General features: G+C 70.1%; 12 protein-coding genes and 1 pseudogene. 8 read left to right on the forward strand and 5 right to left on the reverse strand.

Annotated elements, in window-relative coordinates; translation table 11 throughout:
• Positions 1-492 precede the first annotated feature (492 nt).
• Both AC5L30_RS19535 and AC5L30_RS19540 read right to left on the reverse strand, forming a co-directional pair.
• Positions 493-741, reverse strand: a pseudogene (locus AC5L30_RS19535) (hypothetical protein); the annotation flags it as partial.
• Positions 738-2,528: a PspC domain-containing protein gene (locus AC5L30_RS19540; protein ID WP_494868947.1), complete on the reverse strand. Its 1,791-nt coding sequence runs from the start codon at positions 2,526-2,528 to the stop codon at positions 738-740. The pseudogene AC5L30_RS19535 and the gene AC5L30_RS19540, both read right to left, overlap by 4 nt.
• Positions 2,529-2,683: 155 nt before the next feature.
• On the opposite strand from AC5L30_RS19540, the gene AC5L30_RS19545 reads away from it, so the two are divergent.
• The 7 genes from AC5L30_RS19545 to AC5L30_RS19575 all read left to right on the forward strand — a co-directional run bounded on the left by AC5L30_RS19545 (position 2,684) and on the right by AC5L30_RS19575 (position 10,958).
• Positions 2,684-3,949, forward strand: a complete 1,266-nt coding sequence (locus tag AC5L30_RS19545) for a PspC domain-containing protein (RefSeq protein ID WP_494869184.1) — start codon at positions 2,684-2,686, stop codon at positions 3,947-3,949.
• Positions 3,950-3,951: 2 nt separating this feature from the next.
• The gene (locus tag AC5L30_RS19550) at positions 3,952-4,638 is read left to right on the forward strand and encodes a response regulator (protein WP_030337843.1); all 687 of its coding nucleotides are present in this window, start codon (positions 3,952-3,954) and stop codon (positions 4,636-4,638) included.
• Between the two features lie 580 nt (positions 4,639-5,218).
• Complete coding sequence (locus AC5L30_RS19555; RefSeq protein ID WP_494868949.1) at positions 5,219-6,859, forward strand: peptide ABC transporter substrate-binding protein; 1,641 nt, start codon at positions 5,219-5,221, stop codon at positions 6,857-6,859.
• Positions 6,860-7,007: 148 nt separating this feature from the next.
• Positions 7,008-7,934 carry an ABC transporter permease gene (locus AC5L30_RS19560; protein ID WP_494868950.1) on the forward strand — a complete coding sequence of 309 codons (927 nt, stop codon included), beginning with the start codon at positions 7,008-7,010 and terminating at the stop codon, positions 7,932-7,934.
• A complete protein-coding gene (locus AC5L30_RS19565; protein WP_494868951.1) occupies positions 7,927-8,898 on the forward strand; it encodes an ABC transporter permease in 972 nt (323 codons plus the stop codon). Before AC5L30_RS19560 ends, AC5L30_RS19565 begins: the two co-directional genes overlap by 8 nt.
• 25 nt (positions 8,899-8,923) lie before the next feature.
• Positions 8,924-9,952 carry an ABC transporter ATP-binding protein gene (locus AC5L30_RS19570; protein WP_494869186.1) on the forward strand — a complete coding sequence of 343 codons (1,029 nt, stop codon included), beginning with the start codon at positions 8,924-8,926 and terminating at the stop codon, positions 9,950-9,952.
• Complete coding sequence (locus tag AC5L30_RS19575; RefSeq protein WP_494868953.1) at positions 9,945-10,958, forward strand: ABC transporter ATP-binding protein; 1,014 nt, start codon at positions 9,945-9,947, stop codon at positions 10,956-10,958. The genes AC5L30_RS19570 and AC5L30_RS19575 overlap by 8 nt, the downstream gene beginning before the upstream one ends.
• Positions 10,959-11,094: 136 nt before the next feature.
• On the opposite strand, the gene AC5L30_RS19580 is transcribed toward AC5L30_RS19575, so the two are convergent.
• The gene (locus tag AC5L30_RS19580; RefSeq protein ID WP_494868955.1) at positions 11,095-11,484 is read right to left on the reverse strand and encodes a chorismate mutase; all 390 of its coding nucleotides are present in this window, start codon (positions 11,482-11,484) and stop codon (positions 11,095-11,097) included.
• A gap of 324 nt (positions 11,485-11,808) precedes the next feature.
• Between AC5L30_RS19580 and pcrA the strand changes: the two genes are divergently transcribed.
• Entirely contained in the window at positions 11,809-14,214 is a 2,406-nt protein-coding gene (gene pcrA / locus AC5L30_RS19585) for a DNA helicase PcrA (RefSeq protein WP_494868956.1), read from the forward strand.
• 214 nt (positions 14,215-14,428) lie between these two features.
• On the opposite strand, the gene AC5L30_RS19590 is transcribed toward pcrA, so the two are convergent.
• Entirely contained in the window at positions 14,429-15,199 is a 771-nt protein-coding gene (locus AC5L30_RS19590; RefSeq protein ID WP_494868957.1) for a M23 family metallopeptidase, read from the reverse strand.
• A gap of 273 nt (positions 15,200-15,472) precedes the next feature.
• Complete coding sequence (locus AC5L30_RS19595; protein ID WP_494868958.1) at positions 15,473-16,180, reverse strand: M23 family metallopeptidase; 708 nt, start codon at positions 16,178-16,180, stop codon at positions 15,473-15,475.
• Positions 16,181-16,428: the final 248 nt, after the last annotated feature.

Below are 16,428 nucleotides of genomic sequence, written 5' to 3' on the forward strand. Positions count from 1 at the left end.
GACGCGGACGGACGCCCGAGGTCAGGCTTCCCTGCGCGGACCCTCCCGCTCGTCGCCCGCCGGGTCGCCGACGGCCTCGACCGGTTGGTTGGACCGGGTCGGCTCGTCCCCCTCGGAGGACGCCGGGCGGGCGAGGTTCCCGATGGTCGCCTCCTCGTCCGCGTTGCCGGGTTGGCCCGGGATGGGCTCGGTCGGCGGCTCCGACGGCTGGTGTGCCAGCCAGGCCGGGTGGATCACGTCGGTGGTTGGCGCGGCCTCCGCCCGCACCTCGGTGGTCGGCGTCTCCAGCGTCCGGTCCGAGGAAAGCGTCGGCTCCGAGGAAAGCGTTGGGTCCGAGCTGAGCGTCCGATCCGAGCTGAGCGTCGGGTCCGAGGAGGGGATGTCCCAGGTGGGTCGTTCGGCTTCCCAGACCGGCAGGGCCGTGCCGGAGGTGGACGTGGCGGCACCGGAGACCGGCACGGGCGCACCGGAGATGGGCGCACCGGCGACGGACGTGCCGGAGACGGGCGCGACGGCATCGGCGGCACCGGCCTCGGCGGCCGGCTCCGGCTGGCTCGGCCGACCCGAGCGCAGTGCGCCGACCAGCCCGAAGACCCCGATCAGGATGAGTGCGCCGGCCAGGAACCAGCCGACCGGCGGCAGCGCGAGCCCGAGCAGTTGGGCGAGCAGCCACCAGGCGGACAGCGCCAGGAACACGAGCCCGAAGGCGAACGACACCAGATCCGTGCGGTGAGCCTTCACCGGGTCACCTCCAGGTTGCCGGCATTGACATGGATGTAGAGGCGCAGGGTCCCGCCGCCGGGCCCGTCCGCACCGACGTCGGTGGATTCCCGCAGCCGGCCGTCCAGCCCGCCGGAGCGGTTGCCGAAGATGGTGGCGTCACCCGCGTTGACGTCGGCCACGGTGGTGACGTCCACGTTCGGCGGCACGACCACTGTCGCCTGGCCGAAGTTGACGGCCACGGTCACCTGACTGTCCCGTTTCGCGAAGTCGAGCCCGCGCAGGTCGAGCACGGCGTCACCGAAGCTGTTCTCGTACCGGTCGGCCAGGTCGCGGTAGTCGGTGGGTGCCCAGGTCACCGCGCCGTCGACCCCCCGGATCCGGTCGTAGGACTCGGCGACGGTCGCCGTGCCCAGTGCCGCCGCGGTCACCAGACCGAGCGCGATGAGCCACCGGGCCCGACCGAACCAGGTGCCGACCAGCAGCCCCAGCGCGATCGTGGCCAACGCGGCCGCGAAGTACGCCGAGGCGCTGATGGTGAAGACGTCCAGCAGGTCGAGCAGGGCGACCAGACCGAGCACCAGGAAGATCAGCGAGAAGGTCACCGCGCCGAGCGGCGACCGCTCCTTGGGGCGCTTCGGCGGCTTCGGTGGCTTGGGCGCAGGAGGCGGCGGCGGGGTCGGCGAAGCGTACGGGCCGTGTGGCGCGAACGGGGGGCGGTAGCCGGAGGGCGGCGGGGCGGTCGGATAGCCGGCCGGGGCAGCGGGTGCGCTGCTGACCGGGGCCGACGGCCAGCCGGCGCTGGACATCGCGGTGCTCGGCCAGCCGGGCTGGGCAGCCGTCGCGCCGGCCGGTTGACCGGACACCGGGCCCACCCCCGACACCGGCTGCGCCGCGCTGGTCGGCGGCGCGTCGTACGCCGGGATGGTGACGGTGGGCGCCGACCCCGTCGCGGTGGCGTACCCCGGACCGGTGCTGAACATCGGCGGGGTCGCCGCCGGGCCGGTCGACGGTGCCGGGCCGTACGACGGTGCGGGCCAGGTCACCGGCGGGACGACGGGGCCGGCCGGGTTGCCGGACGGTGCGCCGGGCGGCGGGCCGCCCGGGGTGCCGGGCCGTTGGTTGCGGCCATCCCGGTTGAGCAGGAGCGCACCGGCGACCAGGATGGCCGCGCCGAGCAGCACCGCGCGGAAGGCGTCGGTGACGATGTACGCGAAGCTGGCCGCGACCAGGATGCCCAGGACGATCACCGTCACCGGCGACATGCTGGAGCGACCACGACCGAGCATGGACTCGACGGGGGACGCGGTGTCGCCCTCGTTCGGGATGATCAGCCAGGCGGCGACGTACACCAGGATGCCGATGCCCCCGAAGAACCCGAGCACCGCGAGCAGCACCCGCCAGAGCACCGGATCGGTGTTGGTGGCGCGCCCGATCGCCGCGCAGACGCCGGCCAGATACCGCCCCTCGCGCGGCCGCACCAGCCCGTACCGGGAGGTGAAGCCGGTGCCGCCCAGCGGCGGTGGCGGCGCGGACGGACCGGGACCACCCGGCCCGGGGACCGTGCCGCCCGGGCCGTAGCCGGTGCCCGCCGCGAACCCCGGGCCTGGGCCGTAGCCCGCCGGGGGCGGCCCGTAGCCGTCGGCCGGATCGCCGGGCGCGGTGCCGGCGGTCGCGTCGGTGCCGACCTGCGGGCTGAACGTGCGGGGCTCGGTCCATTCGGTGGGCGTGGTGGTGGGCGGGGGCGGTGCTGAACCGCCCGGCTGTGCCGACCCCGGTCGGGGCGGCGGGGCAGCTTCCTCGGTCATGCTTCGATCCTGCTGCCCGGTCCACCCGAACGACCTCAGGACCCGACCCTGACCCCACCCTGAGATCCGGCGGCCGGAATGTCGGGGGCGTCCCCGTGGTCGCGGACGCCGCAGCGTGTGACGATCGAGTCACCGACCTCGACCTGTCCGCCACCGTGACCAGGGAGCCCCCGATCAGCACCGTGACCCCGCCCCCGCGCCTCTACCGCGCCCCGGAGCATCGGATGGCCGCCGGCGTCGCCGCCGGTATCGCCGACCACCTCGGCATCTCGGTGCTGCGGGTGCGCGTCGCGTTCATGGTGCTGCTCGGGCTGAGCGGGCTCGGCCTGCTGCTCTACGCGGCCTTCTGGGCGGTGGTGCCGCTGCGTCCCGGTGACACCGCCGTGCCGCCCCGGCGGGACGTCGCCCAACTCCTGCCGTTCGTGGGGATCGGGCTGGGTGTCCTGTTGATCCAGGTGATGGTCTTCGACTCGGTCGGCGCGGCGGGCACCGCCGGGTGGTTGGTGGCCATCATCGCGGTCGGCGCCGGGGTCATCTGGCACCAGTCCGCGCCGGAGCGGCGGCGACAGTGGGGCGACGCGATGCCGGTGCCCTGGCTCGGCGCGGTCGTCGAGGAGAGCGACCGGCGGGCCTTCGTGCTCCGGTTCATCGGCGGCGGAGTGCTGGTCGCGGTCGGCATCATCGGCGTCGCGGCCGTCTACTCGCCAGCGCAGAACTTCGACGCGGTGATCAATGGCGTGATCTTCGCGTTGGTCGGGCTGGCGGGCGTCGGCGTGGTCGCCGCGCCGGTGCTCTGGCGGACGTACAGCCAGCTCCGCTCGGAGCGCGAGGGGCGCATCCGCGAGCAGGAGCGGGCCGAGCTGGCCGCGATGGTGCACGACCAGGTGCTGCACACCTTGGCCCTGATCCAGCGCAACGCCGGCGACGTCAAGACGGTGCAGCGGCTGGCCCGAGGGCAGGAACGTTCGCTGCGAAACTGGCTCTACAAGCCGACCGCTTCGCCGAGCGAGCGCTTCGCCGCCGCGCTGGAGCAGGCCGCGGCCGAGGTCGAGGACACCTTCGCGATCAGTGTGGAGACGGTCGTGGTGGGGGACCGGGAGACCGACGAGAAGGTGGGCGCGCTGGTCGCGGCGGCGCGGGAGGCGTTGGTGAACGCGGCCCGGCACGCCGGCGTGCAGACGGTGTCGCTCTACGCCGAGGTGGAGCCGGATCAGGTCAGTGTCTTCGTCCGGGACCGGGGGAAGGGCTTCGATCCGGATACCGTGGAGGACCACCGGCACGGCGTACGCGGCTCGATCATCGGGCGGATGAAGCGGCACGGCGGACGGGCCGAAATCCGGTCCGGTCCGGGGGAGGGGACCGAGGTCCGGTTGATCCTGCCGATCGCCCGGGACTCGTCCGCAGCGGAGAGGAACAGATGACCATGGCCGAGCAGTCGACCGAGCACCTCGACCCGGCGGATGCCCGCCCCGAGCGGCTGCGGGTGTTCCTGGTGGACGACCACGCCATGTTCCGGGCCGGGGTGCGCGCGGAGTTGGGCGCCCACGTCGAGGTGGTGGGCGAGGCCAGCACGGTGGCCGAGGCGGTCACCCGGATCGCCGCCGTCGGCCCGGACGTGGTGCTGCTCGACGTGCACATGCCCGACGGCGGCGGTCGCGCCGTGCTGGAGGCGATGCGGCGTACGCACCCGCAGGTCAAGTTCCTCGCGTTGAGCGTCTCCGACGCGGCGGAGGACGTGATCGGGCTGATCCGTGCCGGTGCCCGGGGGTACGTCACCAAGACCATCTCTCCAGACGAGTTGGCTGCCGCGATCCGTCGCGTGGCCGACGGGGACGCGGTGTTCAGCCCACGGCTGGCCGGGTTCGTGCTGGACGCCTTCGCGGCCCGGCCGGACGCGCCGGTGGCCGACCCGGAGCTGGACCAGCTCACCAACCGGGAGCGGGAGGTGCTGCGGCTGCTGGCCCGGGGGTACGCGTACAAGGAGATCGCCAAGGAGCTGTTCATCTCCATCAAGACGGTGGAGACGCACGTGTCGAACGTGCTGCGCAAGCTTCAGATGTCCAACCGCTACGAACTCTCCCGCTGGGCGGCGGATCGCCGGCTGGTGTGACGGTGCGTCGGCACCGGCGAGGATCAGAGAAACGTCCTGGGCGCCCTCGTACACCCAGCCGGTGATCGTGACCGGGTAGCCGTAGGTGGCCTCATCCGGATGGGTCGAAACATGAGCGGTGACGGACGTCCCGCCGGGTGGGGGTGACCCCGGTGCTTGCGTACGGGCCGAGGCCGGCTGTTCGGGTCGCGCAACGTATTTCCTGCTCAGTGCCGCCCGCCTCGACCGCTTTATGATCATTTTTCAAGTATCGGCGACGTGGCGGGCAACTAACGGCTTGATAACGGCACCTTCACGGAAGCGGCCAGTGGGTGTCACAGTGGCAGCACCTCACCATCGGTGTGTGGCACTCCGTACGCCCCACGACCACGATTCTGCCGATCTCGGCGGCCCGTGGCTGTGTCGATTGCGTCGTGTCAGGCCTCGTTGGTGGGGGAGCCCGGCGGATCGGAACATCAGGGGTGTCCCCAACTTCCCTGTGGTCCCGGCGACCCGCGCCCCGGGGTGGTCGGGCGGTGTCACCCCCAAACGTGCGTGAAACCCACGACGGAACCTGGTTAGAAAGAGGAGGCCCCTCGGAATGAGAGTCTCGAAGCGGGCGACGAGCGCGATCGCGCTCAGCGCGGCTGCCGCGCTTGTCGCGAGCGGTTGCTCGAGCGGTGACGGCGACGGCGACGCTGCCGCCAGCAAGGACGGCTCGATCGTTGTCCACGGCGTCCAGCCGGAGAACCCGCTGGTCCCGTCGAACACCACGGAGACCGGCGGTGGCAAGATCATCGACTGGCTCTTCACTGGCCTGGTCGAGTACCCGAACGACGGTGGGGCCCCGCGTAACGCGCTGGCGGAGTCCATCAACACCACGGACTCCAAGGTCTTCACGATCAAGATCAAGGCCGGTACCAAGTTCCACGACGGTACCGAGGTCAAGGCGAAGAACTTCGTCGACGCCTGGAACTGGGCCGCCTACTCGCCGAACGGCGCGCAGAACGGCACCTTCTTCGCGGACATCGCGGGCTTCGACAAGACCTACACCTCGGACCCGGACGGCCCGGACGGCCCGCAGAAGGCCCCGGCGCCGACGGCTGAGAAGCTGTCCGGCCTGAAGGTCATCGACGACCAGACCTTCGAGGTCACCCTCGCCGCTCCGACCGCGGTCTTCCCGACCAAGCTCGGCTACAGCGCCTTCATGCCGCTGCCGGACGTGTTCTTCACCATGAAGCCGGAAGAGTTCGGCCGCAAGCCGATCGCCAACGGCCCGGTGAAGTTCGTGTCGTGGGAGGACAACTCCCTCATCAAGCTGACGCGCTTCGACGACTACAACCTTCGCGACAAGATGAAGGTCAAGGACGTCGACGTCAAGCTGTACCAGGACGACAACGCTGCCTACGCCGATCTGCTGGCCAACAACCTCGACTTCATGGAGGTTGTCCCCACCTCGGCGCTCGCCGGTGACAAGTGGAAGACCGACCTCGGTGACCGGGGCCGCTCGACCGTCACGCCGTCGACCGCGTTCATCGCGTTCCCGATCTACGACAAGCGCTTCCAGAACCCGAAGCTGCGTCGCGCCGTGTCGCTGGCGGTCAACCGGCAGGAGATCTCCGACAAGATCTTCTTCGGCACCCGCAAGCCGGCCGACAGCTGGGCGAACCCGCTGACCCCGGGCGCCAAGCCGGGCAACTGCACCGCCTGCAAGTTCGACCCGGCCACGGCCAAGCAGCTGCTCGCCGAGGCCGGTGGCTTCAGCGGTGAGATGGTCTTCTACTACAACGCGGACTCCGCCCACCAGGACTGGATGGACGCCGTCGCGCAGCAGGTCAAGACCAACCTCGGCATCAACGCTCGGGCCGAGGGTGTGCCGACCTTCGCGGTGTTCCGCCAGAACATCAACGCCCACAAGATGAACGGCCCGTACCGCGCTGCCTGGCAGCAGGACTACCCGGACGTCGAGAACTGGGTCAACCCGCTGTTCATCACGGGCGGCTCCTCGAACGACGGCCTCTACAGCAACCCCGAGGTCGACGCCCTCGCCAAGCAGGCCAGCGGCGCTCCGAGCCTGGAGGCCTCGCACGAGGCGTTCGCCAAGGCGGTCGAGAAGGTCGACCAGGACGTCCCGAGCATCCCGGTCTACTTCTACGGCCAGCAGTCCGGTCACTCGGAGAAGATCAAGAAGCTCGAGCTGAACAACGTCGGCGAGATCGACATCACCTCGGTCGAGCTCTGATCCGAACGGTCTGACCCCGGGTCGGGCTCGCCACATCCGGTGAGCCCGACCCGGGGCCGTTCCGCGATTGGGTGTTACAACACTCCACTCGCACGTTGTCACCACCGTGTCGGCCGTCCGACGCGCCCCCTGTCTGGAGGACCACCCCATGGGCCGTTATCTGTTGAGACGGCTGCTCCAACTCGTGCCGGTCTTCATCGGTACGACGTTCCTGATCTACTGGCTCGTCTGGGCCGTTCCGGGCGATCCGTTCGCCGGCAAGTGCGGTGAGCGTCGCTGCCCGGACCAGTACATCGCCTTCATGACCGAGAAGTACCACCTCGACCAGAACGTCTTCGTGCAGTACGGCAGTTACATGAAGAATCTGCTCCAGGGCGACTTCGGTCAGACGTTCTCGCAGCGCGAGATCAGCGACATCATCCTGACCTCGTACCCGAACACGCTGAAGCTGGCTCTCGTGGCGCTCGCCATCGAGGCGGTCATCGGCCTCGGCGCCGGCGTGCTGAGCGGTCTGCGGCGTAACGGCTTCCTGGACAACCTGGTCCTGGTCTCCACCCTCTTCCTGATCGCGCTGCCGGTCTTCGTGGTCGGCTTCGTGCTGCAGTGGCTGCTGGGTGTGCAGTGGGGCATCATCAAGCCGACCGTCTCCTCGGAGATGCGGTGGTCCGAGCTGATCGTGCCCGGCTTCGTGCTCGGCAGCGCGTCAGTGGCGTACATCGCACGGGTGGCAAGAACGAGCATCGCGGAGAACCGTCGCGCGGACTACGTGCGCACCGCCATCGCCAAGGGCCTGCCGATGCGCCGGGTGGTGGGTGTGCACCTGCTGCGCAACTCGCTCATCCCGGTGGTGACCCTGCTCGGCACCGACCTCGGTGCCCTGATGGGTGGCGCGATCGTCACCGAGGGAATCTTTGGCATCAACGGGATCGGCCGCCAGGTCTTCCGGGCGATCATCACCAAGGAGAGCGCCACGGTGGTAGGCATCGTGGTCGTCCTGGTGCTGGTCTATCTCGTGATGAACCTGCTGGTTGACCTGCTCTACGCCGCCCTGGACCCGAGGATCCGTTATGAGTGACCCGAGTACTGCATCGATCGTCAGCACCCCTGGCGCAAAGCCCACCGACTCCGCCGCCCCCGCCACCGCGGGCCAGCCGCAGAGCAACGACAAGCCGCGCGGTCTGCTCGGTGACGCCTGGCGGGACCTGCGGCGCAAGCCGTTGTTCTGGATCTCGGCAACGCTGATCGTGATCTTCCTGCTGATGGCGGCCTTCCCGGCGCTCTTCGCTCCGGGCGGCGACCCGGAGAACGGCGAGTTGGCCCGCAGCCTGAACAAGCCGGGCGCCGATGGCTGGTTCGGCTACGACGTGCAGGGCCGTGACGTCTACGCCCGGGTCATCTACGGCGCGCGTGCGTCCATTCAGGTCGCCGTGCTCTCCGTGCTGGGCACCCTGCTCATCGGCGGGATGATGGGCATCATCTCCGGCTACCGCGGTGGCTGGGTGGACGCACTGCTCAGCCGGATCGCCGACGTCTTCTTCGGCCTGCCCTTCGTGCTCGGCGCGATCGTCATCCTGACCACCTTCAACGGGTCGGGATCCGGCAACAGCAAGAACAAGATCATGGGCCTGGTGACCGCGTCCCTGATCGTGTTGAGCTGGCCGGTCGTGATGCGACTGATGCGCTCCTCGGTGCTGGCCACCAGGGAGGCCGACTACATCGTGGCGGCCCGCGCGCTGGGTGCCGGCACCGGCCGGATCATCTTCAAGCACCTGCTGCCGAACTGCCTGGCCCCGCTGCTGGTCTACGGCACGATCATGGTCGGCTCGTTCATCGGCGCCGAGGCCACCCTGTCGTTCCTGGGCGTCGGTCTGAAGTCGCCGGTGGTCTCCTGGGGCATCATGATCAGTGGTGGGCAGCAGTTCGTCCGGGTCGCGCCGGGGCTGGTGTTCTTCCCCGCCGCGTTCCTCGTCACCGCAGTGCTGAGCTTCGTGATGCTCGGTGAGGCGGTCCGCGAGGCCCTCGATCCGAAACTCCGCTAGGGGATATCCAGTGTCCGACATTCTCGTGTCCGAGCAGTCCGCGTCGGGGCCCGGCAGGTCCGGGCGTCCCTCCGGCCGGCTGCTCGAGGTCGACGACCTGCGGGTGGAGTTCCGTACCCGGGACGGCGTCGCAAAGGTCATCAACGGGGTCACGTACCACGTCGACGCGGGGGAGACCCTCGCCGTGCTCGGCGAGTCCGGCTCCGGTAAGAGCGTCACGGCGCAGACCATCATGGGCATCCTCGACACGCCGCCCGGCTTCGTGACAGGTGGTCAGGTCCGCTTCCACGGCAAGGACATGCTCCGCATGTCCGACGAGGAGCGCCGCCGCATCCGCGGCGAGGGCATCGCGATGATCTTCCAGGACGCGCTCTCCGCTCTGAACCCCGTCTTCACCGTCGGGTTCCAGATCGCCGAGCAGTTCCGGGTCCGGCGGGGCATGGGTCGCGCGGAGGCCAAGAAGCGCGCGATCGACATGCTCGACCAGGTCAAGATCCCGAACGCCAAGGACCGGTTCAACAACTACCCGCACCAGTTCTCCGGCGGTATGCGGCAGCGCGCGATGATCGCGATGTCGCTGGCGCTCGACCCCGAGGTGCTGATCGCGGACGAGCCGACCACCGCCCTCGACGTGACCGTGCAGGCCCAGATCATGGACCTGCTGGCCGAGCTTCAGCGCGAGCGGCAGATGGGCATGATCCTGATCACCCACGACCTCGGTGTGGTTGCCGACGTCGCGGACCGGATCGCGGTCATGTACGCGGGCCGGATCGTCGAGGAAGCCGACGTGTACGAGCTGTACGCCAAGCCGGCGCACCCGTACACGCTGGGTCTGATCGACTCGATCCCGCGCCTCGACGAGAAGGGGCAGCAGCTCCGGACCATCAAGGGCCTCCCGCCGAACCTGATGAACATCCCGCCGGGCTGCCCGTTCAACCCGCGGTGCCCGATGGCTCAGCCGGTGTGCCGGGAGAAGGTCCCGCCGCTGCTGCAGGTCGGCCCCGCCCGAGCCAGCGCCTGCCACTTCGCCGAGGAGCTGGTGAACCGTGTCTGAGAACATCCTCGAGGTCAATGACCTGGTCAAGCACTACCCCGTCACCCAGGGTGTGGTGTTCAAGAAGACCGTCGGTCAGGTCAAGGCGGTCGACGGGGTCTCGTTCGGACTGCGCTCCGGTGAGACGCTCGGTGTGGTCGGCGAGTCCGGCTGCGGTAAGTCGACGCTCGCCCGGGTGCTGATGAACCTGGAGAAGCCGACCGCCGGCAACGTGGTCTACAAGGGCCAGGACATCTCGAAGCTGTCCGGTGGGGCGCTGCGGCGTCTGCGCCGGCAGATCCAGCTGGTCATGCAGGACCCGTACACCTCGCTGAACCCGCGGATGACCGTCGGTGACCTGCTCGGTGAGCCGTTCGAGATCCACCCGGAGGTGGCGCCGAAGGGCAGCCGCCGGGCCAAGGTCCGCGAGCTGCTCGACCTGGTCGGGCTCAACCCGGAGCACATCAACAGGTACCCGCACCAGTTCTCCGGCGGTCAGCGTCAGCGCATCGGCATCGCCCGCGCGCTCGCGCTGCGGCCAGAGATCATCGTCTGCGACGAGCCGGTGTCGGCGCTGGACGTCTCCATCCAGGCCCAGGTCATGAACCTGCTGGAGCAGTTGCAGGGCGAGTTCGGCCTCTCGTACGTCTTCATCGCGCACGACCTGTCGGTGGTCCGCCACCTCTCGGACCGGGTCGCGGTGATGTACCTCGGCAAGATCGTCGAGATCGGTACCGAGGACGAGATCTACGAGCGACCGACCCACCCGTACACCCAGGCGCTGCTCTCCGCGGTGCCGGTGCCGGACCCGACCCAGCGGAACAACAAGACGATCATCCGGCTCACGGGTGACGTGCCGTCGCCGATCAGCCCGCCCTCGGGCTGCCGGTTCCGGACCCGCTGCTGGAAGGCGCAGGACGTCTGCGCCGAGCAGGTCCCGCTGCTGGAGATCCGTCGGGACTCGGACCACCCGAGCGCCTGCCACTTCGCGGAGAAGCGCGAGATCGTCGTAACCCACGAGGCGTGAGTCACCGAAACCGCCTGCCGCCGTCGCCACGACGACGGCAGGCGGTTTCGTCTGTCCGTGACCCGGATCCGCCGGGTGCGGTGCCGCACCTCACGGGGTCAGTGGGCCGGGTGACTCAACCGCGGGCCGGTGTGGCTCACAGCGGGCCGCGGCCCGCGCGGAGCAGCAGCAGGGCCAACTGGGTGCCGTCGGCACCGAGCGCGACCCGGAACCGCTCCAGGATCTCCCGTTCCCGGGAGAGCACCAGGCGGGTCCCACCGGACGCCATCCGGGTCACCCCGACCTCCTGGGACAACGCGGCCCGCTCCTGCCAGAGCGTGATCAACGCGTGGTCGATCTCGTCGATCCGTTCCCTGATCTGCACGATCCGCGCTGAGGCGGACGGCTCCTGGGTGCCGGTCTGCTGCTCGGCCGGCTCGGCGTCGCCACCCGTCGGCGGTGTGGCCACCGTCGGCTCCGCTCCCTGCGCCGCGGGCTGCCCCGGTCGGATCGGGCTGCCGCTCTGCTCCATCACGTCTGTCATCATCGGGTACCTCTCGCACTGTGGTGCCCGGTGCCCGGAACCTGGGACGGAAAAGCCCCGGACTCCAGGAGCCCGGGGCTTTAGCAGGTCTGAATCGATCAGGCGCGACCTACGGCAGCCGGACTCCCGGTGCCATAGTAAAAGTAGTAGCGCGCAGCGATCACGTCGACGAGTATGCCCACGTCGTTGCCGGGTGCGCAAGCATTCCGCGTCGCGAAGGGCACCTTTCTCACCGGTGGGCGTACGGGGTGGGGGTGCGCGCCGTCGGCACGAGCTGCTGAGCGCCAGAGGCGCAGTGTCCGGCCGGCGGCATAGACTTGTCGGGCGATGCATCCTCTCTTCGACATCCCCGCGTCCCCGCCTGCGCCGGAGTCCGCGCCGGCCCGCCCGCACCGACCCGGGGCGGCCGCCGCGCGCCTCGATCCGCAGCAGTTGCTCGCCGGGCTTAACGGGCCGCAGGGCGACGCCGTCAGCCATGCCGGCTCGCCGCTGCTGATCGTGGCCGGCGCCGGGTCCGGCAAGACCCGGGTGCTCACGCACCGGATCGCCTACCTGCTCGCCGCGCGGGACGTGCACCCCGGTGAGATCATCGCGATCACCTTCACCAACAAGGCCGCCGGCGAGATGAAGGAGCGCGTCGCCGCGTTGGTGGGCCCCCGGGCCCGCCTGATGTGGGTGTCGACGTTCCACTCGGCCTGCGTGCGGATCCTGCGTGCCGAGCACGAGCACGCCGGCCTCAAGTCGACGTTCTCGATCTACGACGCGGACGACTCCCGCCGGCTGATGCAGTTGGTGACCCGCGAGCTGGATCTCGACCCGAAGCGCTACCCGGCGCGGGGGCTGGCCGCCCAGGTCTCCAACCTGAAGAACGAGCTGGTCGACCCGGAGCAGTTCGCGGCGCGGGCCACCGGGCCCAACGAGCGGGCGTTGGCCGAGGCGTACACGCTCTACCAGCGCCGGCTGCGTGAGGCACACGCCCTGGACTTCGACGACCTGATCATGACCACGGTGCACCTGCTCCAGTCCCACCCGCACGTCGCGGAGAGCTACCGCCGGCGGTTCCGGCACGTGCTGGTGGACGAGTACCAGGACACCAACCACGCCCAGTACGTCCTGATCAAGGAACTGGTCTCCGGCACCGACGGGCTGGAGCCCGCCGAGCTGTGCGTGGTCGGCGACGCCGACCAGTCGATCTACGCGTTCCGGGGTGCGACGATCCGCAACATCCTGGAGTTCGAACGGGACTTCACCGACGCCCGGACGATCCTGCTGGAGCAGAACTACCGCTCCACCCAGACCATCCTCAACGCGGCCAACGCGGTGATCGACCGCAACACCTCCCGCAAACCCAAGCGGCTGTGGAGTGAGGCCGGCGCCGGCGAGCAGATCGTCGGCTACGTGGCCGACACCGAGCACGCCGAGGCCGACTGGGTGGCCCGGGAGATCGACCGGCTGGTCGACGCCGACGAGACCCGCCCCGGCGACGTCGCGGTCTTCTACCGCACCAACGCCCAGTCCCGGGTCTTCGAGGAGGTGTTCATCCGGGTCGGCCTGCCCTACAAGGTGGTCGGCGGGGTGCGCTTCTACGAACGCAAGGAGGTCCGCGACGCGCTGGCGTACCTGCGTTCGGTGGTCAACGACGACGACACGGTGAGCCTGCGGCGGGTGCTCAACACCCCGCGCCGGGGGATCGGCGACCGCGCCGAGGCGTGTGTCGAGGCGCTGTCCAGCCGCGATCGGATCTCTTTCGGTGCGGCGCTGCGCCGGGCCCGGGAGGCGCCGGGCATCTCCAGCCGGGCGGCCAACGGCATCGCCGACTTCGTGGCGCTGCTCGACGGCGCCCGCGAGCTGGCCGAGACCGGCACCCCGGAGGAGGTGCTGGAGGCGCTGCTGACCCGCTCCGGCTACCTCACCGAGCTGGAGGAGAGCCTCGACCCGCAGGACGCCGGCCGGGTGGACAACCTCCAGGAGTTGGTCAGTGTCGCCCGCGAGTACACCGAGCGGATCGAGGCGCTGGGCGAGGAGGGGGAGCGGGCCACCCTGGCCGGCTTCCTGGAGCAGGTGGCGCTGGTCGCCGACGCTGACCAGATCCCCTCCGACGACCCCGACCACCAGGGCGTGGTCACCCTGATGACGTTGCACACCGCCAAGGGGCTGGAATTCCCGGTGGTCTTCCTGACCGGGCTGGAGGACGGCGTCTTCCCGCACCTACGCTCGCTGGGCGACACCCGCGAGTTGGAGGAGGAGCGCCGGCTGGCGTACGTCGGCATCACCCGCGCCCGACAGCGGCTCTACCTCTCCCGGGCGGTGACCCGCTCGGCCTGGGGGCAGCCGTCCTACAACCCGCCGTCGCGCTTCCTGGAGGAGCTGCCGACCGAGTTGGTGCACTGGGAGCGCACCGAGGGGTCGTACACCTCGTGGGCTGGCGGGGGCGGCGGCGTCGGCGGCCGTGCGGACCGCGCGCCCGGCGGCCGTGGCAATTTCACCGGCGGCACCCCGAAGGCGGCGCAACTGGCCCAGCGGCTCGGCGTGGACGCCAGCCGGCTGACCACGGCCAGCGAGCTGCCGCAGGGGCCGAAGGTGTCCGCGGGCGACCGGGTCAATCATCAGCGGTACGGGTTGGGGCGGGTGCTCGCCGTCGAGGGGCACGGCCCGGGTGCCCGGGCGCAGATCGACTTCGGCGATCAGACCATGTGGCTGGTGCTCCGGCACGCCCCGGTCGACAAGCTTTGACCCCGTCGCGCCGGGGTCGCACTCCGGAGGAGGGGCTTGGGGCCCGCGCGAATACCTCCATCGTGCGGAGGCGGGGATCAACGCGCTTGGCGATGACGAGTACGCGCAGCTGATCAAGAGCGGCCTGGATCGGCTGGCGCAGCAGTTGGCGTCCGCGTAGCCGCGCGCTGTCGAGGCGATCGCCACGGCAGCGCGCGGCGTTGCTGCAGCTGTCTCAGCAGCCCAGGTCGACGCCGCGGGCCCGCATGAACGGGGCCGGGTCGATCTGGTTCCACATGCCCTGGTGCACCTCGAAGTGCAGGTGCGGACCGGTGGCATCGCCGGTGGCGCCCTCGTAGCCGATGACCTGGCCGGCCTTGACCGCCTGGCCGACCGTGACCGCGATCCGGCTCTGGTGGGCGTAGTGGGTCAGGTAGCCGTTCCCGTGGTCGATGAAGACGGAGTTGCCGTACCCGTCGGAGGCGTCGCCGGCCTGGGTCACGGTGCCAGCGGCCGCGGCGTGGATCGGCGTACCGGAGGGCAGCGCCAGGTCGATACCGGCGTGCAGGGTGCCCCAGCGCGGCCCGTAGCAGGATGTGACGGCCGCGCCCGGCATCGGGTCGACCCAGGCGGGCGTGGGCTTGGTGGTCTTCTTCGGCTTCGGCTTGGCCTTCGCGGCGGCCGTCTTGGTGGGGGTCGGGCTGGCGCTGACCGCGGACGGGCTCGGCGTCGGGCTGAGCGAGGGGGTGATCGGGGTGCTCGACTCGCGGATCGAGCGGTCGGCCCGGCTCGCGGCCTCGGCCCGGGACTGGGCGTCGAGGGAGACGGCGGCGGGTGCCGGGCGGTCGGTGCCGCTGGTGGCGACGGCGACACCACCGAAGCCGAGGGCTACCAGGGCGGCGGCCCCGAGCACGATGAGGCGGCTCCGCCGGCCGGTGCGCCGCGGCGGCGCGGTCTGGCTGGTGTCGGGGGTGTTCTCGTTCTGGACGGGGCTGTCTTCCTGCACGGCGGACCTTCACAGTCGAGGGGCACTTGACCTCGAAATACTGGTGTCGGGCCGGGGTGGGGTAGGCGCGGGGACCGAACCCTCGGACGGAGAGTGGGCGGTCGGGTGCCCGGATATGACCCGCTCTGCGGCGCTACATCCGGAAAAGTGATCATGTTGGGGCGTGGCGTCGGTCACAACCGGTGGTGTGCCCCGGGACACATTGGTCGGGACCGGGGAACGCAAAACCGCCCGGATCGACAGATCCGGGCGGTCAACGGTCGTTGCACACCGTCAGGAGGCGGCTACCTCGCTGTAGATTGCCTCGACTTGCAGCTTGATGTCCACTCCGCGCTCCTGGAGGTACGGCACCGGGTCGATCGGCTGCCCCTTGACATGGATCTCCAGGTGCAGGTGGGTGCCGTACGCGTGGCCGGTCTGACCCACGAGGCCGAGCTGGTCGCCCGCCTTGATCTGCTGGCCTTCCTTGACGCTCACCGCGGAGGAGTGGCCGTAGATGGCCTCGCTGCCGTCGGCGTGCTGGACGATCACCGCGTTGCCGTACCCACCGAACCAGCCGGCCTTGGTGACCAGCCCGTCGTGGATCGCCACGTAGGGCGTGCCCTCGCCGGCGACCAGGTCCACGCCGGTGTGCAGCTTGCCCCAGCGCATCCCGTACGGGGAGTTGAAGTCGTAACCCTGTAGCGGCAGCAGCCAGACCTCGGGCTCGGCGCTGTCCTTGCTGCGGCTGTCCCGGGAGGCGCGGTCGGCGTTGTCCGCACGGGCCGCGGCGTCCTGACTGGTGACCGACGCCTGCTTGAGCTCGTCGAGGACCGTCGGGCTGACGTCCTTGGCGTCCGGCAGGGCACTCGCGCCGAGGGCCACGATGCCGGCACCGACGAACGCGGTGGTGACGACAGCGGCGTAACGGCTGCGGGGTGGGGTGGGTACGCGGCGGCGACCGCGATATCGATCGGGCTCAGACGACAGGCGCTGGCGCACGCACACCCTCCGTTGTCGGGGTTCCGAAGCGGCCGGTGGGCGTCCCCTGAAGCTCCAGTGAAGCGTCCGCTGACCGCGTCGTCACCCGTCCATGGACCTGATGACAACCGTGGACACGTTAGCCAACCGCCAGGCGAGTCACAAGCTAGAGCGGAAAATTGGCGTGTCGATCTGTCCGTTTGCGTCCGTGATTGTCATGCATCGTGACGCTGAACGGTGCCCCCGTCGCTGCCCGTTCGTCGCCGAGC

The organism is Micromonospora sp. BQ32 (assembly GCF_059358895.1).